This window comes from Povalibacter uvarum, from assembly GCF_014202975.1.
GTDB classification, from domain to species: domain Bacteria; phylum Pseudomonadota; class Gammaproteobacteria; order Steroidobacterales; family Steroidobacteraceae; genus Steroidobacter; species Steroidobacter uvarum.
Genome location: NZ_JACHHZ010000003.1, coordinates 1,112,576 through 1,138,007 on the forward strand (window position 1 = coordinate 1,112,576; position 25,432 = coordinate 1,138,007).

Annotated in this window: 23 protein-coding genes and 1 pseudogene; 8 read left to right on the forward strand and 16 right to left on the reverse strand. The window is 62.6% G+C overall.

From position 1 onward, the window contains the following. Window positions 1-36: 36 nt before the first annotated feature. From zapE to HNQ60_RS16380, 10 genes are all read right to left on the reverse strand, one after another. Window positions 37-1,122, reverse strand: a complete 1,086-nt coding sequence (zapE, locus tag HNQ60_RS16335; RefSeq protein ID WP_184333658.1) for a cell division protein ZapE — start codon at window positions 1,120-1,122, stop codon at window positions 37-39. Next, entirely contained in the window at window positions 1,122-3,065 is a 1,944-nt protein-coding gene (locus tag HNQ60_RS16340) for an acetoacetate--CoA ligase (protein ID WP_184333660.1), read from the reverse strand. Before HNQ60_RS16340 ends, zapE begins: the two co-directional genes overlap by 1 nt. 102 nt (window positions 3,066-3,167) lie before the next feature. Continuing rightward, a complete protein-coding gene (locus tag HNQ60_RS16345; protein ID WP_184333662.1) occupies window positions 3,168-4,790 on the reverse strand; it encodes an electron transfer flavoprotein-ubiquinone oxidoreductase in 1,623 nt (540 codons plus the stop codon). 32 nt (window positions 4,791-4,822) lie between these two features. Then, the gene (locus HNQ60_RS16350) at window positions 4,823-6,214 is read right to left on the reverse strand and encodes a M16 family metallopeptidase (protein WP_184333664.1); all 1,392 of its coding nucleotides are present in this window, start codon (window positions 6,212-6,214) and stop codon (window positions 4,823-4,825) included. After that, complete coding sequence (locus HNQ60_RS16355; protein WP_184333666.1) at window positions 6,211-7,623, reverse strand: M16 family metallopeptidase; 1,413 nt, start codon at window positions 7,621-7,623, stop codon at window positions 6,211-6,213. The genes HNQ60_RS16350 and HNQ60_RS16355 overlap by 4 nt, the downstream gene beginning before the upstream one ends. Window positions 7,624-7,678: 55 nt before the next feature. Next, window positions 7,679-8,446 carry an SDR family NAD(P)-dependent oxidoreductase gene (locus tag HNQ60_RS16360; RefSeq protein WP_184333668.1) on the reverse strand — a complete coding sequence of 256 codons (768 nt, stop codon included), beginning with the start codon at window positions 8,444-8,446 and terminating at the stop codon, window positions 7,679-7,681. A 10-nt stretch (window positions 8,447-8,456) separates the two neighbouring features. After that, window positions 8,457-9,218, reverse strand: coding sequence for an SDR family oxidoreductase (locus tag HNQ60_RS16365; RefSeq protein WP_184333670.1), 762 nt, complete (start codon window positions 9,216-9,218; stop codon window positions 8,457-8,459). Window positions 9,219-9,364: 146 nt separating this feature from the next. After that, on the reverse strand, window positions 9,365-10,150 hold the full coding sequence (locus tag HNQ60_RS16370; RefSeq protein ID WP_184333672.1) for an enoyl-CoA hydratase-related protein: 786 nt from the start codon (window positions 10,148-10,150) through the stop codon (window positions 9,365-9,367). A gap of 69 nt (window positions 10,151-10,219) precedes the next feature. Then, entirely contained in the window at window positions 10,220-11,824 is a 1,605-nt protein-coding gene (locus HNQ60_RS16375) for a carboxyl transferase domain-containing protein (protein ID WP_184333674.1), read from the reverse strand. Next, a complete protein-coding gene (locus tag HNQ60_RS16380) occupies window positions 11,821-12,978 on the reverse strand; it encodes an isovaleryl-CoA dehydrogenase (protein WP_322096875.1) in 1,158 nt (385 codons plus the stop codon). The genes HNQ60_RS16375 and HNQ60_RS16380 overlap by 4 nt, the downstream gene beginning before the upstream one ends. A 194-nt stretch (window positions 12,979-13,172) precedes the next feature. On the opposite strand from HNQ60_RS16380, the gene HNQ60_RS27930 reads away from it, so the two are divergent. Next, window positions 13,173-13,859, forward strand: a complete 687-nt coding sequence (locus HNQ60_RS27930) for a FadR/GntR family transcriptional regulator (RefSeq protein ID WP_184333678.1) — start codon at window positions 13,173-13,175, stop codon at window positions 13,857-13,859. Window positions 13,860-13,935: 76 nt separating this feature from the next. Here the strand turns inward: HNQ60_RS27930 and HNQ60_RS16390 are convergent, their stop codons facing one another. Both HNQ60_RS16390 and HNQ60_RS16395 read right to left on the reverse strand, forming a co-directional pair. Next, window positions 13,936-15,114 (reverse strand): thiolase family protein, encoded by a 1,179-nt coding sequence (locus HNQ60_RS16390; RefSeq protein ID WP_184333680.1) that lies wholly within the window; start codon window positions 15,112-15,114, stop codon window positions 13,936-13,938. Window positions 15,115-15,194: 80 nt separating this feature from the next. Then, window positions 15,195-15,983: a lysophospholipid acyltransferase family protein gene (locus tag HNQ60_RS16395; protein ID WP_184333682.1), complete on the reverse strand. Its 789-nt coding sequence runs from the start codon at window positions 15,981-15,983 to the stop codon at window positions 15,195-15,197. Window positions 15,984-16,231: 248 nt separating this feature from the next. On the opposite strand from HNQ60_RS16395, the gene xerD reads away from it, so the two are divergent. Both xerD and HNQ60_RS16405 read left to right on the forward strand, forming a co-directional pair. Then, window positions 16,232-17,185, forward strand: coding sequence for a site-specific tyrosine recombinase XerD (gene xerD, locus HNQ60_RS16400; protein WP_184333684.1), 954 nt, complete (start codon window positions 16,232-16,234; stop codon window positions 17,183-17,185). Between the two features lie 186 nt (window positions 17,186-17,371). Further along, window positions 17,372-18,124 (forward strand): DsbC family protein, encoded by a 753-nt coding sequence (locus HNQ60_RS16405; RefSeq protein ID WP_184333687.1) that lies wholly within the window; start codon window positions 17,372-17,374, stop codon window positions 18,122-18,124. A 79-nt stretch (window positions 18,125-18,203) separates the two neighbouring features. Here HNQ60_RS16405 and fdxA read toward each other — a convergent pair whose 3' ends face one another. The 3 genes from fdxA to HNQ60_RS16420 form a co-directional block, all read right to left on the reverse strand. Beyond that, the gene (fdxA, locus tag HNQ60_RS16410) at window positions 18,204-18,527 is read right to left on the reverse strand and encodes a ferredoxin FdxA (RefSeq protein ID WP_184333689.1); all 324 of its coding nucleotides are present in this window, start codon (window positions 18,525-18,527) and stop codon (window positions 18,204-18,206) included. 132 nt (window positions 18,528-18,659) lie between these two features. Continuing rightward, on the reverse strand, window positions 18,660-19,220 hold the full coding sequence (locus tag HNQ60_RS16415) for an NUDIX hydrolase (protein ID WP_184333691.1): 561 nt from the start codon (window positions 19,218-19,220) through the stop codon (window positions 18,660-18,662). A 63-nt stretch (window positions 19,221-19,283) separates the two neighbouring features. Then, window positions 19,284-20,264 carry a TolB family protein gene (locus HNQ60_RS16420; protein ID WP_184333693.1) on the reverse strand — a complete coding sequence of 327 codons (981 nt, stop codon included), beginning with the start codon at window positions 20,262-20,264 and terminating at the stop codon, window positions 19,284-19,286. A gap of 114 nt (window positions 20,265-20,378) precedes the next feature. Here HNQ60_RS16420 and HNQ60_RS16425 point away from each other — a divergent pair, with 114 nt between their 5' ends. The 5 genes from HNQ60_RS16425 to HNQ60_RS16445 all read left to right on the forward strand — a co-directional run bounded on the left by HNQ60_RS16425 (window position 20,379) and on the right by HNQ60_RS16445 (window position 24,827). Further along, on the forward strand, window positions 20,379-20,825 hold the full coding sequence (locus tag HNQ60_RS16425) for an EF-hand domain-containing protein (protein ID WP_184333837.1): 447 nt from the start codon (window positions 20,379-20,381) through the stop codon (window positions 20,823-20,825). A 131-nt stretch (window positions 20,826-20,956) separates the two neighbouring features. Further along, window positions 20,957-21,367: a VOC family protein gene (locus HNQ60_RS16430; RefSeq protein ID WP_184333695.1), complete on the forward strand. Its 411-nt coding sequence runs from the start codon at window positions 20,957-20,959 to the stop codon at window positions 21,365-21,367. A gap of 254 nt (window positions 21,368-21,621) precedes the next feature. Next, window positions 21,622-22,941, forward strand: coding sequence for a glycerophosphodiester phosphodiesterase family protein (locus tag HNQ60_RS16435; RefSeq protein ID WP_184333697.1), 1,320 nt, complete (start codon window positions 21,622-21,624; stop codon window positions 22,939-22,941). Between the two features lie 916 nt (window positions 22,942-23,857). Then, the gene (locus HNQ60_RS16440) at window positions 23,858-24,415 is read left to right on the forward strand and encodes a dihydrofolate reductase family protein (RefSeq protein ID WP_184333699.1); all 558 of its coding nucleotides are present in this window, start codon (window positions 23,858-23,860) and stop codon (window positions 24,413-24,415) included. A gap of 40 nt (window positions 24,416-24,455) precedes the next feature. After that, complete coding sequence (locus HNQ60_RS16445) at window positions 24,456-24,827, forward strand: glyoxalase superfamily protein (RefSeq protein WP_184333701.1); 372 nt, start codon at window positions 24,456-24,458, stop codon at window positions 24,825-24,827. A gap of 95 nt (window positions 24,828-24,922) precedes the next feature. Here the strand turns inward: HNQ60_RS16445 and HNQ60_RS28325 are convergent. Further along, window positions 24,923-25,065: pseudogene (locus HNQ60_RS28325) on the reverse strand (phage integrase N-terminal SAM-like domain-containing protein); the annotation flags it as partial. Window positions 25,066-25,432 lie beyond the last annotated feature (367 nt).

Below are 25,432 nucleotides of genomic sequence, written 5' to 3' on the forward strand. Positions count from 1 at the left end.
CCATCCGCCATCCGCTATCCGCTGTCCCCCTTCGTCTTACGGCCGATGCGGCCGCGACAGATACTCCTGCGACTGCATCTCAATGAGCCGGCTCGACGTCCGCTCGAACTCGAACGCGAGCTTCGAGCCGCGATAGATCTGTGTCACCGGCGCGACGGTCGAAACGATCAGCTTCACTCCACGATCGTAGAACTCATCGACCAGGGTGACGAAGCGCCGGGCCTGGTTCTCCGACTCGGTCGTCAGCACCGGAATATCGCTCAGCATCACGGTGTGGAAGCAGCGCGCGATTTCGATGTAGTCGGCCTGGCCACGCGGTCCGTCGCAGAGTTCCTTGAAGTCGAACCACACGACATCCTCTGCGAGCCGCTTCGGATGCAGGCGCCGGTGATTCAGCGTCAGCGTCGCATTCGGCGTGCCGGCTTCGCCTGCAACCTGCTCGAAGAGTTGTGTCATCGAACCTGGGGTCCCGGCGTCGCCCGCAGCAAAAGCCGTGGGTGCGCTTTCGAGCGCGCGCAGGCGGAAGTCGACGCCCTTGTCGATCTGCACTACCTGGGTGTGCTCCTTCAGCAACTTGATCGCCGGTATGAAGCGCGCTCGTTGCAGGCCATCCTTGTAGAGATCGTCGGGCGGCACGTTGGAGGTCGCGACGAGCGTCACGCCCCGATCGAAGAGACCGCGGAAAAGATTCGCCAGCAGCATGGCATCGCCGATGTCGGCAACGAAGAGCTCGTCGAAGCACAATACCCGCGTCTTCTTAGCGATCTTCTCGGCGACGAGCTCGAGCGGATCGGCCTGATCCTTGTGCTTCTTCAGTTCGTCATGCACGGACTGCATGAACCGGTGGAAGTGACTGCGCTGCTTGTCCTTGAAGGGCAGGCTATGGAAGAACAGGTCCATCATCCACGTCTTGCCGCGGCCTACGCCGCCCCAGATGTACAGACCCTTTTCGAGCTCGCGCTGCTTGCCGTTGAACAATCCTTTCAGCAGGCCGGCGGAGCGCGGCTTGATGAGCCTCAGGCGCAACTCGTCGAGCAGCGCAACGATGCGCTCCTGGGCAGCGTCCCGTTGATAGCCGAGGCGTGCGCATTCGCGCTGGTAGTGGGCGCTGACGTTGTCCATCAACGCTGCAGCTCGGGCAGATCGCGGAAGAACTCGAGCACCTGCGGGTTCGCAAGCGCATCGGTGTTGCGAACAGGGCGGCCGTGGACCGCCTCACGCACCGCCAGCTCAGTCAGCTTGCCGTTGAGCGTGCGCGGCAGGTCCGGCGCCTGAATGATCTTTGCCGGCACGTGCCGTGGCGTCGTGTTGCGGCCGATGGTGTCGCGAATCTTTCGTTGCAGTTCGTCGGTAAGCGTCAACCCGTCGAGTAGTCTCACGAAGAGCACGACGCGGACGTCGTTCTGCCAGCTCTGTGCGATCGCCACTGATTCAGCGACTTCGGACACCTTCTCGACCTGGCGATAGATCTCCGCGGTGCCGATCCTCACGCCGCCGGGATTGAGTACGGCGTCAGAGCGGCCATGAACGATCAGGCCGCCGCGCGACGTGACTGTGGCGAAGTCGCCGTGCCACCAGACGTTCGGATAGCGGGCAAAATAAGTCGCGTGAAAGCGTGAGCCATCGGTGTCGGACCAGAAGCCGATGGGCACTGAAGGGAAGGGCGCGGAGCAGACAAGTTCGCCCTGCGTGTCGACGACCGGCTTGCCGTTCTCGTCGAACACCTCGACCTTCATGCCAAGACCAAGGCATTGCATCTCGGTCTCGTAGACCGGCAACAGCGGGCAACCGAGCGCAAATGCACCGAGGATGTCCGTGCCGCCTGAGATGGACGCCAGCTGCACGTCCTGCTTCACGTCGCGATACACGTAGCGCACGCTCTCCGGGCTCAACGGTGCGCCTGTCGAAATGATCGTGCGCAGCGCGCTTAGGTCAAACTCGGTGCCAGGCCTTACGCCGGCCTGCTGACAGGCGGTGAGGAAACGCGGACTCGTGCCGAAGAATGCGAGTTTCTCCTCGGCGGCCATGCGCCAGAGGATGCGGGGATCGGGCTGCACTGGTGAGCCGTCGAAGAGCACGACCGTCGCACCGGCGACGAGCGCACCGGCGAGGGCGTTCCACATCACCCAACCGCAGGTGGTGTAGTAAAAGTAGCGGTCGCCTGTCCGCAGATCCGAATGCAGCACATGCTCTTTGATGTGCTGCAGGAGAGCGCCGCCGCCGCTGTGGGTAATGCACTTCGGCACACCCGTCGTTCCCGAGGAATAGAGAATGTAGACGGGATGAGCAAACGGCAATTGCGCGAACGAGAGCTTCGCGTCGGCGGAGCCGAAATCAGGGAACAGCACGGCGTCCGGAATGTCCGCGATCGCCGGCTTTTCGCTGAGGTACGGCACGATCACGACACGCTCGATGCTCGCAATCGTCTGCTTGACCGACTTCACGGTCGCGAGGCAATCGAGAGTCTTGCCGGCGTACGGATACGCGTCGGCGGCGATGAGTACCTTGGGAGAGATCTGGCCGAACCGATCGCATACTCCGCTCACACCGAAGTCGGGTGAACACGAGGACCAGATCGCGCCCAGGCTGGCCGTTGCCAGCATCGCGATCATCGCTTCCGGCAGATTGGGCAGGTAGCCCGCGACGCGATCGCCTTCCTTCACGCCGGCTTGCCGCAATCCGTCGGCGATCCGGGCGACTTCAGTGCGCAGCTGCCGCCACGACAATTCGCGGCGAACGCCGCGCTCGTTGCGGAAGATGATCGCGGGGGAGTCGTCGTCGAGCTTCAGGAGGTTCGCGGCGAAATTGAGCTTCGCGCCGACAAACCACTGCGCGCCGGGCATCTTGTTGCCGTCGACGAGTACGCGGTCGGCCTTGCGCTCGGCCCGTACCTCGGCAAAGTCCCATAGGGCGCTCCAGAAGTTTTCCGGATACTCGACCGACCAGCGATGCAGAGCAGCGTAGTCAGCGAGGGGCGCCTGATGGCGTTCACGCGCAAAGCGCATGAATCGCGTCATGTGCGCATCGGCGATGCGCTCGGGGGGAGGCGACCAGATGGGATTCATGAAGGGGATGGCGGATAGCGGATGGCGGATGGTAAGAACGCCGGATGAGCACTCAATACCGTTCCGCCCCGGCGCTTGTCTACCGCAATCCGCTTCGCTGCTTCACAGATTCTGGTAGTTGGGTCCTGAGCCGCCCTCCGGCGTGGTCCAGGTGATGATCTCGTAGGGATCCTTGATGTCGCAGGCCTTGCAGTGCACGCAGTTCGCCGCGTTGATCTGCAGGCGCTTGCCCTTGTCGCCGTCGGGGACCATCTCATAGACGCCGGCCGGGCAGAAGTTCTCGCAAGGGTTGCCGTACTCGACAACGCAGCGCGTGGCGCAGATGTTCGTGTCGGCGACCTTGAGGTGGATCGGCTGTGCTTCGTCGTGCACGTTGCCGGCAAAGAACACTGACGCGAGCCGGTCGCGCGGCGGCAGCGAGCGATCGATCCATTGGCGATCCGGCGACTGGTAGTCGGCGAGCTTTTCGAGTGCCGACCAGTCCGCGGTGTTGCGCATCGTCCAGGGCGTCTTGCCCTTCAGCACGGCCTCGATACCCGCGTTGATCATCGCGAAATACAGGCCCTTCTTGAACGCGGGTTTGAAATTGCGGACGGAGTGCAGTTCCTTGTGGCCTTCGGATGCGCGCCAGCGGGCGTCGAATCCGGCCGACTTTCCTTCGGCTGCCAGATGCTCCGCCGCGAGCGCGCCCGAGCGAATCGCCTGGTGAATGCCCTTGATCTTGAAGACGTTCAGCGTGCCTCCGGCATCGCCGATGATGAGCGCGCCGGGCATGTCGAGCTTCGGCAGCGACTGATAGCCGCCCGCCGCAATCGTGCGCGCGCCAGCCGAGAGAATTTCGCCGCCTTCGAGCAGCGGCTTGATGCGCGGATGGTTCTTGAATTGCTGAAACGCCTCGAACGGTTTCAGTCGCGGATCTTCATAGTTGAGGCCGACGACGTACCCCACGTACACGCGATCGTTGTCGAGGTGATAAAGGAAGCTGCCGCCATACGTGTTGACGTCCAGCGGCCAGCCGAACGCATGTTCGATACGACCCGGCTTCACCCGGCCCGGCGGCAGTTGCCACAGCTCCTTGAATCCGAGACCGAAGGTCGGCGGATCGCAGTGTTCGCGCAGGTTGAATTTCTTGATGAGCTGCTTCGCGATCGAACCGCGTGAGCCTTCCGCGATGATCGTCGTGCCGGCGTGGATCTCGATACCCGGTGTGAAGTTCGGGCCGGGCTCGCCATTGCGCTCGACACCCATGTCGCCGATGCGAACGCCTTTGACGGCGCCTTGCTCATCGAAGAGTGCTTCCGCGGCCGAGTAGCCGGGGAAGATGTCGACGCCGAGCTTCTCCGCCTGCTGTGCCAGCCACGGAGTGAGCTGTCCCAGCGACACGATGAAGTTGCCGTGGTTGTTCATCGGCGTAAGGTTCACTGCCCAGTTCGGCAGTTTGAACGAGCCGGTCTTGGTCATGAGTCGCACATCGTCTTCGACCGCGGGCACTTTCATTCCCGTGTATTCGGTGCTCCAGTTGGGCAGCAGCTTCTCCAGTGCGGCGGGCTCGAGGACTGCACCGGAAAGCGAGTGCGCCCCGACCGCGGAGCCTTTCTCCAGCACGCAGATGTTCAGGTCGGGCTTCAGCTGCTTCAGGCGGATCGCACAGGCGAGGCCGGCGGGACCTGCGCCGACAATCACCAGGTCGTACTCCATGACTTCGCGTTCGATGGCTTCGCTCATACGTTCGTTATGACTTTGGTTAAGCGTGGCTTCTAGGGTTTGGCAATCGCATCGCGCAGCGGCGCGATGGCTTCGATCTGTGGCTTCACTGTCGCGAGGTCGCCGACGATGACGACCGACATCTGCGTCGGGTCGAGATGGTCACGAGCGGCCTGCGTGATCTGCGCGGGCGTCACGGCATAGAGCCGGTCGACGAAGGTGGTCAGCCAGTTCGAGGGCAGGCCCTGCAGGTTCATGAAGGCGAGCTGGCCGATCAGTCCGCCGCGTGTGCTCGTCGACATGACGAAGATGCCGTTGCGATAGTTCTTGATGGAAGTGAGCTCGGGCTCCGTCGGTGCCTCTGAGCGCAGCAGATCGATCTCCTTGAAGATCTCGCTGACCGAGGGGCCGGTCTGGGCCGACTTTACGTCGGCGTTCTCGAGCCACGTCGCCTGGTGGTACTGCGTGGCGATGCCGCTGCCGGGCGAGTAGGCCCAGCCTTTCGCCTCCCGCAGATTCATCGTGATGCGAGAGGTCAGAACGCCGCCGAGCATCGTGTTCGCTACGGAAAGCGGCATGAAGTTCGGTTGCGTGGGATCGATGACCCGCTTGCCGATTCGCAATGTCGACTGCGGTGCGCCCGGTCGATCGAGCAGCTTCACCGTTCGCGGGCGCGCATCAGTCGGCGCGAGTTGCAGCGGCGGGGCGCCCTCGCGCCAGCCGCCGAGCGATTCGCGGATCGCCTTTTCGATAGCTGCGCGATCGAAGCGGCCAGCGACGTACACATGTGTCCGACGGGCGCCGAAGTTTGCGTCGTAGTAGCCGCGGATGTCAGCGATCGAGTAGCTGTTCAGCTGCTCAACTGTCGGGAAGGACTTGCCGTAGGGATGATCGGGATAAAGAAGGTCCGCCATGGCCGCGCCCGCAATGGCCTGCGGCTGCGTCGTCTGGACACTGAGATTGCGCAGGTAGTCCTGCCGGATTCGCGCCAGCTCACTCTCCGGCAGCGCCGGCGTCGTCAGTACTTCGGCGAGCAATCCGACCGCGTCGGCACCGTATTCGGAAAGCACATCGAGCGACAACAGCGTTTCATCGGCGGTGACGCTGATGCCCAGCTGACCGCCCATCAGCGTTGCGGCATCCGCAATCTGACCCGAGTTGCGATCCTTCGTGCCTTCCTTGAGCAGATCGCCCGTCAGATCCGCGAGCCAGGTCTTGTCGCCTTCGTTGAGATTGCCGGTGCGGACTGCAACGGCAACGCTGACTTTGGGAATGACGCCGAAGTCGACGAACGTCGCCTGCACGCCGTTCGGCAGCGAGATCGTTACCGGGGTCGGCAACTGGAAGGGACGCGGCGGACCCGGAGGAGGCGGAGCCTGCTGAGCGCCTGTCACGCTCGCTACGGACGCGAGGACGGCGAATGCGAACCACTGAAGCTTATTCATTGCGCTGCTCCCTGGTTCTGCGTTGCCTTGCCCGGCGTCAACGTCATCACCGTGCGATTGTCGCGTCGCAGGTATTCCTGCGCGGTCTTGCGCACCAGTTCCGGCGTCACTTTCGCAAATTCGGCTTCGATGTGATTGATGCGCGAAGGATCGTCATCGAAGAGAGCGAAACATGCGAGCAGATCGATGAGGCCGAGCCGCGTGCTGGAACCGACGATGTCGTAGAGCTGCGAGCGGATCGTGCGTCGTGCACGATCGAGCTCGTCCTGCGTCACCAGTTCGGTGCGCAGCCGTTCGACATTCTCATCGAACGCTCCCATGATTTCAGCCTGCGGCGTGGTCGGATCATGGAGCAGCGATGCGGACCAGAGCATCGGACCGCTGTAGTTGAACATGTTCCCGAGCAGGTTGATGCCGCCGGAGACGCTGTCGGTGAAGCCCCGCTTCTGCACGAGATCGCGATGCAGGCGGGAAGATTCTCCCTGCAGCAGGATCTCGTCGATCAGCCCGAAGGCGAAGTGCTCGGGCGTCCACCGCGGCGGAACGTGATAGCCGATGGCGAGCGCGGGGCGCGGAGCAAGGGCATCCGTATAGCTGACCTGCTTCTCGGCCGTCTGGCGCGGCTCGGAGACATCGGGAATCGCAGGCACCGGTGCGGCGGGAATCGTCGAGAAATACTGCTCGATCCACTTCTTCGCTTGCGCCGGATCGAAATCCCCTGCGACGACGAGCACGGCGTTGCCTGGCACGTAGTACGTGCGGAAGAACGTGCGCGCCTCTTCGAGCGTGGCAGCGTCGATGTGCTGCAGATCGCCGTAGAAGTTATGGGCGTTGTACCAGTTGGTGTTGGCGTACTGGGGCAACTGCAGCCACGGGAACCCGCCATAGGGGCGATTCAGCACGTTGACCTTCACTTCCTCCTTGACCACGCCCTGCTGGTTCTCGAGATTCTCCTGCGTGATGTCGAGGCTGCGCATGCGATCGCCCTCGGCCCACAACATCGTCTCGAGCGCGTTCGACGGGAAGGCTTCGTAGTAGTTCGTAAAGTCGAAGCGCGTCGAGCCATTCAGCGTGCCGCCGAGTCCCTGAACGAGTTTGAAGAACTGGCCCTTCGCGAGGTTCTGCGAGCCCTGGAACATCAGGTGCTCGAACAGATGCGCGAATCCCGTGCGATCCTTCGGCTCGATGCGAAAGCCGATGTTGTAGTAGATGCCGATCGAGGCGACCGGCACGGAATGATCTTCGGAAAGAACGACCCGAAGGCCGTTCGAGAGCTTGTAGTAGTCGACGGGAACGGAGAGCGCAGGGACAGCGGCAGGTTTCTTCGCATCGGCGGCAGGAGGCGTCGGCGCCGTAGCACAACCGAACTGCAGCAGTGCAACCAGTGTGAATATAGCTGCTCTGTTCATCCCGTCTCTCCTCCGACCAGTCACCATCCGCTATCCGCCATCCGCTTCTTCGCTCTCACTTCGGCGCCATGCGAATCGCGCCATCGAGGCGGATGCATTCGCCGTTGAGCATGATGTTCTCGCAGATATGGGCCACCAGCGCGGCGTACTCCTCGGGCCGGCCGAGCCGGGGAGGGAACGGGACCTGGCGACCGAGCGAGTCCTGCGTTTCCTGCGGCATCGCGGCCATCATCGGTGTCTTGAAGATGCCGGGCGCAATCGTCATGACGCGAATGCCGCTCGAAGCGAGGTCGCGCGCCATCGGCAGCGTCATGCCGACGACGCCGCCCTTGGAAGCGGAGTAGGCGACCTGTCCGATCTGACCATCGAACGCCGCGACGGACGCGGTCATCACGATCAAGCCGCGTTCGCCCTCCTCGTTCGGCGTGTTGGCGCCCATCGCTGCTGCCGCGGCTTTAGCCACCTGCAGCGTGCCGACGAGATTCACTTCGACGACCTTGCGGAAGAAGTCGCCGGGCATCGGCCCTTCCTTGTTCACGAGGCGGCGGGCCCATGCAACGCCGGCGCAATTCACTGCGAGATTGATCGAGCCCATCGAGGCGCGTGCGGCGGCGATGGCTTCGTTGACGGCGGTTTCGCTCGTCACATCCACGGTCTGGAACGTGGCGGCATCGCCGAGTGCTTGCGCGGCTGCTTCGCCGGCTGCTTGATTCACATCGAGGAGCGTGACCTTCGCGCCGCCAGCGACGAGCTTCGCCGCAACCGCGTTGCCGAGCCCTGAAGCGCCGCCGGTGATGACTGCGCGTACCTGATTCAATTTCATTGCGTCCTACCTATATGCGCTGCGCGCCGTCGAGCTCGATGACACGTCCGGAGAAGAAATCGTTCTCCGCGATGAAGATCGCTGCATGCGCCATTTCCGATGGATCGGCCATGCGCTTCAGCGGTACCGCCGACAGCGCACGCTCGATCATCTCGGGCTTCATTGCATCGAGGATTTCCGTGCGGGTGAAACCGGGCGCGATCGCCCCGGCGCGAATGCCGTAACGAGCCAGTTCCTTGGCCCAGACCACCGTCATCGCCGCGACGCCGGCCTTGGCTGCCGAATAGTTCGACTGGCCCATGTTGCCCGCGCGCGAAATGCTCGACGTGCTGATGATCACGCCGCCGTTGCCTAGCGTGATCATGCGGGCCGCGGCTTCGCGCGCGCCCAGGAACACACCGGTGAGATTGACGTCGATGACGGCCTGCCACTGGTCCTTCGACATCTTGCCGACGACCTTGCCGTCCTGGACTTTGACCAGCATCGCGTCTTTCGTGATGCCGGCGTTGTTGACCATCACATCGAGCCGGTCGAAGTCCGTGACCACGGCGTCGAGCGTCGCGGCGACTTCGTCTTCCCGGCTGACGTTGCAGAGATAGGTGCGTGCCTGGACGCCGAGCGCCTGGCATTCGGCCGATGTCTTGTCGAGATCGGCGGCGTTGAGGTCGAGCAGGGCGACGTTGGCGCGCTTCTGGGCGAACGCAACGGCCATGGCCCGGCCGATGCCGCGGCCGCTGCCGGTGATGACGACCAGCTTTCCTTCAAGCTGCATGGCATACCTCGAGGAGATCGCGAAGGCGCCGGATGTTAGCCGCTTTCTTGCGGCGCACAAAGCCCCGAACTGACGAGATTCATCGACGTTCGCATGGCGGAAGGGTCCCACCCGGAAAGGGTGGGTGGGACTCGTGGAATCTGCGGCTATTCGCCGACCCAGTTCGCCTTGCGACGCTCCAGAAACGCCGAGAGTCCCTCCTTGCCTTCGGCGCTCACCCGCAGGCGAGCCAGCAGTCGGGCGGTCTCATCCCCCAGGACATCACGGTCGACCGGGGGCGAGACATCCCGAACGAGCTTCTTGGCGGCGCGGAGCGCAAGCGGGCCCCCGCGCAGGATCAGATCGAGCTGTTCCGCGACCTTCGCATCGAGCTGATCCGGAGTTGTCGTGAAATGCACGAGGTCCAGCTGGGCCGCATGCGCGGCATCGAACGGAACGGCTGTAAGGAACAGCCGTCGCGCCTGCCTCGAGCCGATCGCTGCCACTACGTAGGGTGAAATTGCGGCAGGAACGATGCCGAGACGCACTTCCGTCAGGGCGAACTTCGCGGGCTCGACTGCAATAGCAATATCCGCACAGGCGACGAGCCCGAGGCCGCCGCCGTAGACGTTACCGTTCACACGGCCGATGACGGGCTGCGGGAGTTCATCGAGCGCGCGCAGGCAGCGCGCGAGCAGCATGGCGTCTTCGACGTTCTGCTGCTCGGTGGCATCCATCATCGAGCGCATGTGCGCGATGTCCGCACCCGCGCAGAAACTCACACCTGCGCCGGTGAGGATTACCGCACGGATGTCCGGGTCGTTCTCGATCTCGACCAGCGCGTCATGGAGCTGGCGCAAGGTATCGCCGTCCAGCGCGTTGTGCTTCTCAGGACGGTTCAGGAGCAGGGTGGCGACGCCGCGAGGATCGGTGGTGACGGTAATGGAGGGCATGGATGGAGAAGGTGACGGGTGATGAGTGACGGGTGACGGGAAAAGCGCCCGTCACATGGACGGCGAAGCTTACATCCTGAATACGCCGTAGCGCTCGTCTCCGGGCGCCGATCCATTCATCGATGCTGTGATTGCCCGGCCCAGCACATTCCGCGTATCGACCGGATCAATGATGCCGTCGTCCCACAGGCGTGCGCTCGCGTAGTACGGACTGCCCTGCGTTTCGTATTGATTGCGGATCTCGCCGACGAATTCGGCGCGTTCGTCGTCGGGCCAGCTCTCGCCGCGGGCTTTGAGACCATCGGCGCGCACGGTCGCAAGCACTTGCGCGGCCTGTTCGCCGCCCATCACCGAGATCCTTGCGTTCGGCCACATCCACAGCATGCGCGGTCCGTAGGCGCGGCCGCACATTGCGTAATTTCCGGCGCCAAATGAGCCGCCAATGATCACCGTGTACTTGGGGACGCGCGAGCAGGCGACCGCAGTGACGAGTTTCGCGCCGTCCTTCGCGATGCCGCCATGCTCGAATTTCTTGCCGACCATGAAGCCGGTGATGTTCTGCAGGAAGATCAGCGGCACGCCGCGACGATTCGCGAGCTGGATGAAGTGTGCGCCCTTGAGGGCGGATTCCGAGAAGAGGATGCCGTTGTTCGCGACGATCGCCACCGGGAAGCCGTGCAGATGTGCGAAGCCGCATACCAGCGTCTTGCCGTACAGCGGCTTGAACTCGTGGAATTCCGACGCGTCGACGAGGCGCGAGATGATCTCGCGGACGTCATAGGGATAGCGCGTGTCTCGCGGAATGATTCCGTAGACATCTTCGATATCGTGCACGGGCTCGCGGATTTCCTGTTGTTGCAGCCACGGCTGCGGCCGACGGCCCAGATGCTTCACAGTATCGCGCGCGAGTTGCAGGGCGTGCGCGTCGTTGTCCGCCAGTTGGTCGGCAACACCAGAGATGCGCGTGTGCACATCACCGCCGCCGAGCGATTCCGCATCGACGATCTCGCCAGTAGCGGCGCGCACGAGGGGCGGGCCGCCGAGGAAGATCGTTCCCTGCTTGCGGACGATGATGGCCTCGTCGCACATCGCGGGCACGTAGGCGCCGCCCGCGGTGCATGAGCCCATGACCACGGCGACTTGCGGAATGCCGGCCGCCGACATGCGAGCCTGGTTGAAGAAGATCCGGCCGAAGTGTTCGCGATCCGGGAAGACTTCGTCCTGCAGAGGAAGGAACGCGCCGCCGGAATCGACGAGATACACGCAGGGGAGATTGTTCTCCGCGGCGATCTCCTGCGCGCGCAGATGCTTCTTCACCGTCATGGGGAAGTACGTTCCGCCCTTGACGGTGGCATCGTTCGCGACGATGACCACGTCGATGCCGTGAATCCGCCCGAGGCCGGTGATCATGCCGGCGCCCGGTGCGCCGCCGTCGTACATCTCGCCGGCTGCGAGCGGCGAAAACTCGAGGAACGTGCTGCCCGGGTCGAGGAGGGCATCGATGCGTTCGCGCGGCAGCAGTTTGTTGCGCGACGTATGCTTTTTGCGTGCGTCATCACCGCCGCCCTGCGCAGCGATCGCGAGCCGGTCTTTCAGCTCGGCGACGAGACCGCGCATGTACGCGGCGTTGGTATGAAACGCTTCGGAATCGCGATCGACTCGGGTCGGGATCATGCAGTGGCCTCGAACAGTTCACGTCCAATCAACATGCGGCGGATTTCGCTGGTGCCCGCGCCGATTTCGTAGAGCTTGGCATCGCGGAGCAGGCGGCCAGTCGGGTAGTCGTTGATGTATCCGTTGCCGCCGAGCGCCTGGATCGCTTCGAGCGCCATCCACGTCGCGCGCTCCGAGGCCTGCAGAATGCAGCCGGCTGCGTCGAAGCGGGTAATCTGTCCGCGATCGCACGCGCGGGCAACGGCGTAGACGTAAGCGCGGCAGGCGTTCATCGTCGTGTACATGTCGGCGACCTTCGCCTGCATGAGCTGGAAGGTGCCGATCGGGCGGCCGAACTGCTTGCGTTCGTGAACGTAGGGCATCACGTGGTCGAGGCACGCACGCATGATTCCGAGCGGACCCCCTGCGAGCACGACACGTTCGTAGTCGAGGCCGCTCATCAGGACCTCGGCGCCGAAGCCTTCCTTGTGCAGCAGGTTGGCGGCGGGGACGTGGCAATCCTTGAACACGAGTTCGCATGTGTCGGAGCCGCGCATGCCGAGCTTGTCGAGCTTCTGTGCCGTGCTGAATCCCGGCATGCCGCGTTCGATGATGAAAGCCGTGATGCCGCGCGCCGCAAGGCTGGCGTCGAGGGTTGCGTAGACGATCAGGGTTTCGGCGACCGGACCGTTCGTGATCCACATCTTCGATCCGTTGAGGACGTAGCCGTCGGCGCGTTTTTCGGCGCGTGTGCGCATGCCCACGACGTCGGAGCCCGCGCCGGGTTCGCTCATGGCGAGCGCGCCGACATGCTCGCCCGAGATGAGCTTCGGCAGATATTTTTCCTTCTGCGCCTGCGTTCCCCAGCGGCGCATCTGGTTGACGCACAGGTTGGAGTGCGCGCCGTACGACAGGCCGACGGCTGCCGATGCGCGGCTGATTTCTTCCATCGCGATGACGTGAGCCAGGTAACCCATGCCCGCGCCGCCGAAGCTCTCTTCGACGGTCAGGCCGTGCAACCCCATCTCGCCCATCTGCGGCCAAAGCTCGCGAGGGAAGCGGTTCTCGCGATCGATGTCCGCCGCCAGCGGGGCGATGCGTTCTTGGGCGAACTGCGCGACGGCCGCGCGCAGCGTGTCGATGTCATCGCCGAGTCCGAAGTCGAAGTCCTGCACAGTGCGCTCCCCCGGTCCGGGAGGGTTGAGAAAGATGTCCCATTGTCGGACAATCCGGCACCATGTCAACGCGCGCGAAAATTGTATCCAGAACCCGGCCCCGTCGCGGCACTGCATCAGCGGCGGAGACCGGGGCGGCTGCTGTCCAATCCGGGGGAAATCTCTTCGATCCCGTGGAGCGCGAGCCCGCCTACATGCGTGTAAGCGCTGCGATCGAGGGCAAGATCCTGAGTCGTGTACTCAAAGACGGCGATCTCCTGCCGGCCGAGCTGGATCTTGCGCAGCAGTTCCGCGTGCACCGCTCGACGGTGCGCGAGGCGTTACGTCAACTCGAGAACTCCGGTCTCGTGATGCGGCCGCCGGGCGCCAAGCGCATGGTGGTCAGTCGTCCACACGCCAACAAGATCGCGTCGGGCATGCGACAGGCGCTCGTCCTGCACGAGGTGTCCTTTGTCGATGTGTGGGAAGCGATGATGGTGATCGAGCCTGAAGTCGCCGCGCTCGCAGCGACGCGCCGGACTCAGGCGGACATCGAAGCACTGCTGCGCGTGCATCAGGCTTTCGTGGCGGAGTCGCAGTCAGCCGCTGCGGTCACGCTGGTGGTGGAATTCTTTGAGCTGCTCGGCGCCTGTGCGCGCAACAAGGTGCTCGTCTTGGCTAAGCACTCGCTTGCGCAGGTACTGGCGCCGTCATTGGGGCTGATGATCGACCGCGTCGCTCAGGCGCGATCGCGCATCATGGTCGCGCAGCAGAAGATCATCACGGCGCTGCAGGGTAAGGACGCAGAGGATGCGCGCAAGTGGATGGCCAAGCACGTACGCGACTTCAAGCGCGGGTATGAAGTGGCGGGGATTCCGCCGGATGCGGTCGTCTCGGTTTAGGTTCGTCATTCCCGCGAAAGCGGGAATCCATGCCGTAACGGTAGATGGACTCCCGCTTTCGCGGGAGTGACTGGGGTCAGACGATTTCGATCGCCAGCGCCGTCGCTTCGCCGCCGCCGATGCACAGAGACGCGATGCCGCGCTTGCCGCCGCGATCCTTGAGCGCGTGAATCAGAGTCGTGGTGATACGCGCACCGGTCGCACCGATCGGGTGACCGAGGGCGCAGGCGCCGCCGTTCACGTTGACCTTTGCGTGATCCAGGCTCAGGTCGTGAATCGCCGCCATTGCCACGCAGGCGAAGGCTTCGTTCACTTCGAACAGGTCGACATCGCCTGATTTCCAGCCGGTCTTTTCCAGCACTGCCTTGATCGCGCCCACCGGTGCAGTGGTAAACCACTCGGGTGCGTGCGCATGGCTTGCGTAGCCAACGACACGTGCGAGCGGCTTCAGCCCACGGCTCTTCACTGTCGCGCCACTGGCGAGGATCAGCGCAGCAGCGCCGTCGGAGATCGAGGATGAGCTCGCGGCCGTCACAGTGCCGTCTTTGTTGAAAGCGGGCTTCAGGCTCGGGATCTTGGCGATGTCGCACGTGAAGGGCGTTTCGTCCTTCTCGATGAGGCGCTCGCCCTTGCGATCCTTCACCGTGGCCGCCGCGATTTCGCGCACGAACTTGCCCTGCTCGATGGCGGCGAGTGAACGACGCACGGATTCAGTAGCAAACGCATCCTGCTGCTCACGGGTGAAGCCGTACTTGGCTGCGGTGGCGTCGGCGAAGTGGCCCATCATCTTGCCGTCGAACGGGCTCTGCAGGCCGTCGAAGAACATGTGATCCAGGATTTCGCTGTGGCCCATGCGCAGGCCGGCGCGAGCCTTCGGGATCAGGTACGGCGCGTTCGTCATCGATTCGATGCCGCCGGCGAGAATGATGTTGGCCGAGCCTGCGCGAATCTGATCGCTCGCCATCATCACGGCTTTGAGGCCCGAACCGCACATCTTGTTGATGGTGGTTGCCGGCACGCGCTGCGGCACACCGCCTGCGAGTGCGGCCTGGCGTCCCGGTGCCTGACCGATGCCCGCCATCAGCACGCAACCGATGATCGAGTCCTCGATCTGGTCCGCGGCGAGACCGGAGTCCTGCACGGCTGCACGGATGGCGACCGCACCGAGCTGCGGCGCGGTGAGCGGTGCAAGCGTGCCCTGGAATGCGCCGATGGGAGTGCGGCGCGCTGAAACGATGAAAATTTCGTCAGTCATGCTGGAAGCCCCGATGGAGGGTTCAGGAAGAGGGCGGGCTTGTAACCAATGCTGCGGGGCCGGGTCAAGCCTCTACCGCATCAAGCTTTGCGAGCTGCCTGCAGCGGCGCCAGCCCGTCGGCGTCGCCCAGATCCGGTTCATTCAGGTGCGCAAGTATCCGCTTGCGTGACTCTTCCCGAGTCATCGCGACGATTCCCGCCGAATCAAGGTCCGCGGATGCACGGATGGCGGGAAGGACCTGGATTTCGATGCGCCCGGGGCGCGGCAGGAATCGACCGCTAGGAAGAATCCTCCGCGTACCTTTAATGACTACGGGTACGACCGGGAGATGCGCGCGCGCGGCGATGGCGAATGCGCCTGTATGGAATTTTCCCAATCCCGGCTGAGCGATAAAGGTCCCCTCGGGGAAGAACACGAGCGCCTGGCCGGCATCCGCCGCCTTGATGATGCGGCGGGCATCCATCGCGCCCGCGTGACGATTGAATCGATCGACGAATTCCGAGCCGATGCGCCGCAACAGCAGGCCCGCAAGCGGCACCCGGGAAACTTCCTTCTTGATGACGAAGCTGAATCGGGCGGGAAGCACGCCTTTCATGACGACGCCGTCGAGGTAGCTCGCGTGGTTGGCGACTACGACACAGGGCTCCCGCGGTAATTCGTGCTCATCCATGACCCGGATGCGAATTCCCGCGCAGACGAAGAAGAAGCGGGCTGTGCCGTGCGCGATCGCGCGCCGCGCCTTGAGGCCCGGAACCAGCACGACCAGCAGGAAGGCGGACAGGCCGAGGATGAGGAAAAGCGTCAGGGTGTAGAGGCCGTAAAGGCCTTCCAGCAACCGGCTCAGCCAATGAAAAGGGTTCAGCGACATTCGTATCCGGGGTCTCGATCGGGCGGTTCAAAGGGCCTTTGGCGGGGCCTTAGCCTGTCAGCTTCATCAGCCGACGCCTGCCAAGTGGCCATTTTCTGTGAACTGGTTCTCTTTATGTAAACAGTAAAAACGTTCTGTGATAACTGTCACTCCGCGACGCCGGAACCCCTACGCATACTGGCCGTACTGCAAGTGTGGACACATCGATCCCGATCCGGTGTCCGCTTGCGCAAGCTGCTTCAAAGGCGATGAGCACCGTTACGAAAGCATCAGTTTACGCGAGGACCGGCGAAGGCACGCCTGAAGCGCCCACGCCGTCGCTGGCTGCGATCGACCGCTTCCTCGACGCGGTGTGGATGGAGCGTGGTCTGTCGCCCAACACATTGTCGGCATATCGCGCCGATCTGACCGCGCTGGACCGTTGGCTCCAGGCACGCGGAGGGTCGGGAATTTCGGCAAAGCGCGCCGACGTGCTTGGCTTCATCGCGTGGCGAGTGGAGTCGGGCGCACGCCCGCGCTCGACCGCACGCCAGCTCTCCAGTTTCCGTCGCTTCTATCGCTACCTCGTGCGCGATGGAGTGATCACCGAAGATCCCACGGCGCAGATCGCGATGCCGAAGATCGGCCGCTCGCTGCCGAAGTCGCTGACCGAAGAGGAAGTCGAGGCGCTGCTCGCCGCGCCCGAAGTTGATCAGCCGCTCGGCCACCGCGACCGCACGATGCTCGAAGTCCTGTACGCGACCGGACTGCGCGTGTCGGAGCTCGTCAATCTCAAGGCCGGCCAGGTCAACATGAACCAGGGCGTGCTGCGTATCGTCGGCAAGGGCGATCGCGAACGCCTGATTCCGCTCGGCGATGAAGCCGTGCAGTGGCTGCAGAGGTTCATCGGTGGTCCGCGTCTCGAGATCCTGCTCGAGCGCCAGACCGATTTCCTGTTCCCGACGCGTCGCGGCGATCGCATGACCCGCCAGGCGTTCTGGCACATCATCAAGCGTTACGCGCAGAAGGCGGGCGTCCAGAAGGCGCTTTCGCCGCACACGCTGCGGCACGCGTTCGCGACGCATCTGCTGAATCACGGCGCCGACCTGCGTGTCGTGCAGATGCTGCTCGGTCACAGCGATCTGTCGACCACACAGATCTACACGCACGTGGCCCGCGAGCGTATGAAGGATTTGCACGCGCAGCATCATCCGCGCGGCTGATCCGACCTCTTCAGTCCCAAGATCCCGCTCTTCTCCGCAGGGGCCGGCTGTCGCCGGCCACCGGCCTTTCGTCCATGTCATTCGGGTCAGGGATTTTTCCCTGCTAGACTGGCGCCTTTCCGGTTGAACCGCCGCACCGCTTTCGCGTCCAACCGTCGAAGCATCAGTTCTTTAATCGGAGTGTCGATGAGCAAGCTGACCTGGATTCTGTGTGCGCTCTCGTTCGCGATCCCCGCGGCGCAGGTTCACGCTCAGGCGCAGACGGACAAGGCCGCGCAGGCAAAGGCCGCGATCGCGGCCCAGTTTCCGGGCGTGAAGCCCGACCAGATCAAGCCTTCACCGGTGGCGGGCGTGTACGAAGTGGCCATGGGTGCAGACACGGCTTACGTCAGCGCCGACGGCAAGTATCTTTTCAGCGGCGACCTCTACGAGGTTTCGAGCCGCAGGAACCTCACCGAAGCAGGGCGTTCGACGGCGCGCAGCAAGGCGCTCGCCAAGCTCGATGAGCGCGACATGATCGTGTTCGGTCCCGCGGCTGCGAAACATACGATCACCGTGTTCACCGACGTCGAATGCGGGTATTGCCGCAAGCTGCACGGCGAGATCGCGGAGCTGAACAAGCTCGGCGTGCGTGTGCGCTATCTCGCGTATCCGCGTGCCGGTCCCGACACGGACGACTGGGCGAAGATGGTCGCGGTGTGGTGCTCGAAGGATCGCAACGGCGCCCTGACAAAGGCCAAGCAGGGCCAGCCTGTTGAGGCGAAGTGCGCTGCAACGCCGGTGGCGAAGCAGTACGAGCTTGGCGACGAAATGGGAGTGAATGGCACGCCGGCGATCTTCACCATGTCGGGCGACTACATCGGTGGATATCTGCCGCCCAAGGAAATGGTTCGTCAGCTCGACGAGCTGAAGGTCGCTGCCGCCAGCGCCAAGAACTAAATTTCTCCGGCTCCGGCCCCTGAAATGAAAAAGCCCGCAGCTTGCTGCGGGCTTTTTTGTTTGGATCGTCCGCCGGGAATCAGCGTTCGAGCAGCTTGAGCTTGTCGGGCTTGCCGTCCCATTCCTTCGCATCGGCCGGTGCCGGCGCGCGTTCCGTGATGACCGGCCACTGCTTCGCGAGATCGGCGTTCAGCTGCTTGAAGTGTTCCTGGCCGGCCGGCAATTCCTCTTCCGAGAAGATGGCTTCGGCAGGGCACTCGGGTTCGCAGAGAGTGCAGTCGATGCACTCATCCGGATCGATCACCAGGAAGTTCGGGCCCACATGGAAGCAGTCAACCGGACAGACCTCGACACAGTCGGTGTATTTGCACTTGATGCAGTTCTCTGTGACGACAAAGGTCATCGATGACTCCGGACGGGTGAAAAACGCACCGCGGGACCAGGTTCGCGGGGCGGCTATTGTGCCAAAGCAGGGCCCCTGAATGAAGGGCGGCAGCCGCTGAACGGCGATGCAGGGCGGGCCTTTTAGGGAATTTCACCGATCTTTGATGATCAGTTTGCCGTCCTGCCAATCGATATCACGGGAATGGGCGCCTTCGCGGCCGGCGCGCCGGTCCTCGAAATAGCGGCGCAGCGCGAATTCCACGCTCAGGAACGCGATATCGCTCCAGGGAATCTCTTCTTCGTCGTAAAGCTTCACTTCGAGGCTTTCGGGACCGACGCCGAAGTTCGTATCGAGCAGGCGCGCGCGATACATGATGTGAACCTGATGCGCGCGAATGACGTTGACGATCGCCAGCAGAGAGCCGATCTCGACGTTGGCCAGTGCTTCCTCCATCGCTTCACGTGCCGCGCCGTCCTGGACTGCTTCGCCGTTCTCCATGAAACCGGCGGGAAGCGTCCAGTAACCGCGCCGCGGCTCGATCGCGCGCTTGCACAGGAGGATTCGTCCCTGCCACTCGGGCACGCAGCCCGCGATGATGCGTGGGTTCTGATAGTGAATGGTCTTGCACACTGTGCAGACGTGACGCGGCAGATGATCCCCGTCGGGGATGATGGACTCGACCGGGGCGCCGCAGGTGGAACAGAACTTCATGAGCGGGGATGTGACTGCAACGAGCGGATGGTAGCAACTCCGCCGCGAGTCGGGGAATGCAGGTCAGTTCAGGGCGTTGACCGGATACTCGTTCACATAGGCCGGCCGCGGAAGGATCAATTCCCGCAGATCTCTGCCGTCGCGGCGTATTCGCCACACATTGAACAGTCCGGGCGTCTTCGGCGGCAGGCGATGAAAGTAGATGTGGCTGGAGTCGATCGACCATGCCGGCTTGGAGTTGATGCCGCCATCGTCGATCACCGTGCGGATGCTGCTGCCGTCGGTGTTCATCAGCCGGATACTCCAGTGGGTGATGCCACCGGTGTTTTCCAGCCATGCGATGTTTCCACTGCCCGGAAAGCCGCGCGTATCCGGTGAGTAGTAGGGGTCGAAGTCGGGCCTGTCGTTGAAGGTCAGTCGCGTTTCATCCGTTCCGTCGCGGCGGATGCGATAGATCTCGTAGCTGCCTCGCAGGCACCAGGCGCGCGGACAGCCGACGAACAGCAGGTACTCGCCATCGGGTTTCCAACTCGGATCGATATTCGTGCCAGGGCGATTGCCGCCGCGCCCGTTGCTCGTCAGTCGAACAGGGTTCGTGCCGTCGGCGTCGACGATGAAGATCTGCGGATTCGAAGTCGGGCCCGCGACGAGCGCAATCTGCTTGCCGTCCGGAGACCATTCGGGATGCGCCTGCAGCTTCCATCCGTTCGCCCGATGAGGAAGGATCGCTCGCGCCTCCGATCCATCGGCGTTCATGACCCAGGTGCTCGCATGGGCGTAGTCGTCGTGCTTCCCCTTCGGCGCGCGCACGAACAGGATCTTGCGGCGGTCCGGCGATGGTTTCGGCCACCAACTGTCGTGATTCGAATCGCGAGTGAGCCGCAACTCGCCTGTGCCGTCGGTGTTCGCGCGAAAGATCTCGTAGTTGCCGGTGCGGTTCGAATTGAAGAGCAGGGTCTGCTGCGGTAGTGCTTCAGCGGAGTGAGTGATGTCCGCGAGCAGCACCGTCAGTGCGAACAGATACCGTGGTTCGAAGAGTTTCATCGCCATCCTCTGCGGTGAATCCGCCGCAACTCTAGCTCACCCTCGGGAAGACGCACCACCCGGAACATCGCCGGGGATGCCACGTTGACTCTTGCATCAGGGCGGAGAAACGCCATGACAAACCTGTGTAAGAGATCGGCGACGGCAGCGTGCGTGGTTTGCAGCTCGCTTGCGTTTACAGTTTTCGCCGACGACAAGCCGGCATCCTCGGGCGAAGAGGAAATGAAGCTCATGGACGAGAGCCGCGATGGCAGGATCACATCCGCCGAGCACGCGGCCGGTGCCAGGCAGCTGTTTCTCAAGATGGATACGGATCACGATGGCATCGTGACCGAGGGCGAGATGCAGATCGCCCAGAAGACGATGTTGACCAAACCCAGCAAGACGAAACCCGCGGCGGAGAAGATCAAGGTCATCGATACGAATCAGGACGGCAGCCTGAGTGCGGAAGAGCACGCCGACGGCGCACGGCGCATGTTCATGGCGATGGATGCAGATGGGGATGGTCAGCTGACTGTTGCGGAGGTCCAGGCGGGGCACGACAAGATGCTGCGGGAGTAGTGGGGGCGGCGGCTCCCTGGCGTTGTTCACGGCATGTCCAGGCGTTAGAGTTGAGAGAAGGCCGTGCATGCCCCGGGCTTGGAGAAGAACAATGATCGGGGCCAGCGATCGGCCGCGAATGAGAGCATCCAATGACCCAGCGAATCGGCCTCATCTCACTGGTCGTCGACAGCTACGATGACGCGCTTGAATTCTTCGTCGGGAAGCTGGGTTTCGTTCTGCTCGAAGATACCTTTGTCCCGGAACAATCGAAGCGATGGGTCGTGGTTGCACCGCCGGGAGCAACTGAGTCGCGACTGCTACTTGCGCAGGCTTCGACAGAGGTTCAGAAATCCCGGGTAGGGTCACAGACGGGCGGGCGGGTGTTCCTGTTTCTCTATACGGACAACTTCGACAGGGACTACGAGCGATACAAAGCGAATGGCGTGGTCTTCGTTCGCGAGCCGAAGAAAGAAACCTATGGCACCGTGGCGGTGTTCAAGGATCTCTACGGAAACCTGTGGGATCTGCTCGAGCCGAGCGAAGCGAATCAGAGCGCGTGATGACGTCGCCACCAGACGAGCACTGAAGTCGGTATGACACATAGCTCCGTTCCCATACTGGTGGAGAAAGTGGTCAGGGCGGCGTCGATCCAACCGAACAGGAACGCAGTCGACAGCAATACCGCTAGCAAGCTGCTTCATCAGTGAGGCGTGACTTCGTTCAGTCATGAATGCGTCACGCACATGTCAAATGACCGTTGCGTGCAGTGCATAGGCTTCCCCGGTCCTGTCCCAATCAAACCGGAGGATTCACGATGCCTATTTCCCTGCGCGCCACGACGACTGTCGGGCTGAGCTTGTTCGCCCTCGCCGTTACGTTGGCGAATGCCGACGATCGCAACCACGACTGGGATGGACACGGGCGGAACGAAGCTTTGATCCAGGTCGGACCGCGAGCGGCCTACCTCGTCGACGGCATGGACGATGGCGCGCTCAAGAGGAAGCTGCAGTCGTGTGAGAACAAACCCGTCAAGCGTACGAACTGGTCGATCGCGCATCGTGGCGCGCCGTTGCAGTTCCCCGAGCACACGCGGGAGTCGTATGAGGCTGGTGCGCTCATGGGTGCCGGCATCGTCGAGTGTGACGTCACGTTCACGAGCGACGGCGCACTTGTCTGCCGCCACGCGCAGAATGATCTGCACACCACCACCAACATTCTCGTATCGCCGTACGCGGACCGATGCATCAAGCCCTTCACTCCCGCTATTCTCGACGCCAATGGCGGCGTAACGAAGGCGGCTTCAGCGGAGTGTCGTACGTCCGAACTGACACTCGATGAGTTCAAGACGCTGCGCGGCAAGATGGACGCTTCCTACTCCGCAGCGACGACGCCGCAGCAGTATCAGGGCGGGACAGCCGCCTGGCGCACGGATCTCTACGCAGGTCGTGGCACGCTCGTGACCTTCGCGGAAAGCATCAAGCTCAATAAGAGTCTCGGAGTGAAGCACACGCCGGAGCTGAAGGCCGGCGACGCTGCGTCCATCGCCGCTGTGTTCGGCAGCCAGGATCGATACGCTCAGGCACTCATCGACGATCTCCGGGCGAATGGCGTGCGGCCGAAGGATGCGTATCCGCAGTCATTCAATCCGAACGATGTTCTCTACTGGGTGCGCAACAGCGCATACGGCGATCAGGCTGTGTTCCTCGTGGACTACAACGCCGCGACGGACAACATCGTTCTCTTCGACACCACGGGCAAGCAGCTCCTGACTCGCGAAGAGCAAAACGCCTTCTTCAAGTCGTTGCGCCAGTCGGGCGTGAAGATCGTCGCGCCGTCGTTCAACGCGTTGCTGACTGTCCAAGGCAACCGCATCGTCCCGACCGTGCTCGCCAAGGATCTGAGGGCGATGGGATTCGATCTGATCAGCTGGAGCTTTGAGCGGACCGATCTGCGCAAGGGTGCGGCCGGTGTCGGTGGCTACTACGACTTCGACCCGACCGGTGCCGTCATCAAAAAGGACAGCGACATGTACAAGGCGCTGGACGTGCTCGCGAAGGACGTGAAGCTGATCGGCATGTTCTCGGACTGGCCGGGCACGGTCAGCTACTACGCCAGCTGCATGGGTCTGCAGTAACACACAGCCATGCGGAGGAGCCGGCCCGTCGCCGGTTCCTCCTTTGGCGATACGAAGCCCACGACGATGGGCGGTCGACGGCGCACGGGTGTTATGCAAAGGAACCGTCTCCGCCTTCGGGCGAGGCGGATTGCCTGGAATTTAGGTACGCTGAGGAGAAATGCCGACTTCGGATTTCGCGATAGCGCCAATGAACGACACGCTCCAGTACGTCCCGGATGCGCTAGGGCGCTAGATATGCCGCGGAAACGTCGAGGATCCATCGGTGCCGACGAGCTCATGAAGCAGCTCGCGAACGACCCTGAATATCAGGCGAGGATTGCCGAACGAGATCGAAAGATTGCAGCGATGGTGCGGGAGTGCGCCGATGAGGAGGCTCTCATTGCCTCGGAGGCTGCAAGGCTCGGATACAGGATCGAGTCCGTTTGGGATTTTGTGAACAACGATCCGCACCCGTTTCTGCCGCGCCCCTTCGTTGGGCCTTACGAGCGAGCCTACCCACTCCTCGTGCGGCATCTGAAGTTGCCGCATCACCACCGCGTTCGCGAAGGTATCGTCCGCGCTCTCACTGTCCGTGACGGAGGCGATCTCGTCTCGGAAGCCCTCTTGCACGAGTTTCATTCGGAGAAGGATCCCGAGCTACGGTGGGTCATTGCGAACGCATTGATCACGGCAATGCCGTACCATCGGCGTCGGAAGGTTCCGGAGATCGCTGAAGTGCGCTACGGAAAGAAGCGCTCTGATAAATCGCCGCACAGAACGCGTTCAAAGCAGCGTCCCTCCGAGTGGTAGCGTCAGAGACATATGCCAACTAGCGCTCCTCAACAGATTCATGCACGCGGACGTGCGAAATCGCACTCGCGTGAGCAATGACAAGCCACTGAGGGGCATCTCGTCGACTCGAACGGAGGACTTCATGGGACTCTTGACCTTCACTATGAACGTCACGCTGGACGGTTGCGTCGACCACCAGGAAGGAATCGCGGACGACGAGACGCACGCCTTCTTCACGCGCCTAATGGACGAGAGCGGGGCCATGCTGTGGGGGCGTGTTACCTACGAGATGATGGAGAGCCACTGGCCGGCGGTCGCTCGCGGCGACGCTGAGGCGCCGCCAGCGATGCGCGAGTGGGCGGTAAAGCTGGAGACCAAGCCGAAGTATGTGGTGTCTTCGACGCGAATGGACTTCCCGTGGACCAACAGCCATCGCGTCGCTGGCGACCTGCGCGCGGGCGTGCAGAAGCTCAAGGACGCGACTCCGGACGGCGTGCTCCTCTGTAGCGGCAAGCTCGCGACCGAACTGGACCGGCTGGATCTGATCGACGAGTACAAGTTGCTCGTCCATCCCAGAATCGCGGGTCACGGCCCGACCCTGTACGAGAGCGGGCTACCCAGCACGCGACGGCTCGAATTGGTCTCCGCGAAACCGCTACGCAGCGGCGTGGTCGCCATGCACTACCGGCGCGGGCGTTGACTCGGATGGATCACGGCGCCTACGTCCAAGGAGAACGCGCATGCCGCGCATCGTTCCGATTCTGAACATTGGTAGTTACGACGAAGCGAAGGTCTACTACGTCGACTGGCTTGGATTCAGTATCGATTGGGAGTTTCGTTTCGAGCCGACCCTGCCCGTCTATATGCAGGTGTCTCGCGATGGGCTCGTGCTTCATCTTTCGGAGCACAAGGGAGGCAACTTCGGCCCCGCAATGTGCCACGTGGAGGTCGATGACCTGGACGCTCTGATGGCGGAGTGGAAAAGCAGGCGTCCGGATTTCACCCAGGAGATCGAGATCGCACCCTGGAACGCCAAGCATATTTCTCTGAAAGACCCGTTCGGGAACATGCTGGGCATCAACCAGAACTTGCCCACGCCGTCGGAGACTTAACAGGTTGCTCGCGGCTCATGCGGGACGTTGTCCATGAGCCAAGTCCACGCCATCGGCGCATTGGGGTACTTGCGCGCGAGCGCGTCGGGGAGTTCAACCAGGGCAGCCAGGGCTTGCTTGTGCGTCGAAGGGGAGACGTTTCGCTGGACGGCGAGGTCCGCGAGGAACCGTTCGACGTCTGCAGCTCCCAGCGTACGCGGACGTCGAATGCCACGAAGCGGACGAAGCGACGCACCCAGGTACGACGATCGAGATCAATGGTTCTTATGGCAAAAACCATTGATCCATCGGCGAGGTTTAACGGATAGCGCCAGGTTTAATCGCAGCTGTTCTCACCGACGGGTTGAGGCGAGGCGGATTGTCTGGAATTTAGGTACGCTCATGAGCGATGCCGGCGTCAGATTTCACAATGAGCACCACGGCATACGATCGTGACACGGTCCAGGTTTATCGCCTGGGCTCGAGGTTTAACGGCAGGGTGCTGCTGTCTAAATCAAGTTGGACCCCAGAAGAGAAGACATGAAGAAGATCGCCTCGCTACTTGTTGGTCTCGTATTGGCCGCGACATCCGTGGGTCAGACAGCTCCGCCCATCAGCAAATCGCA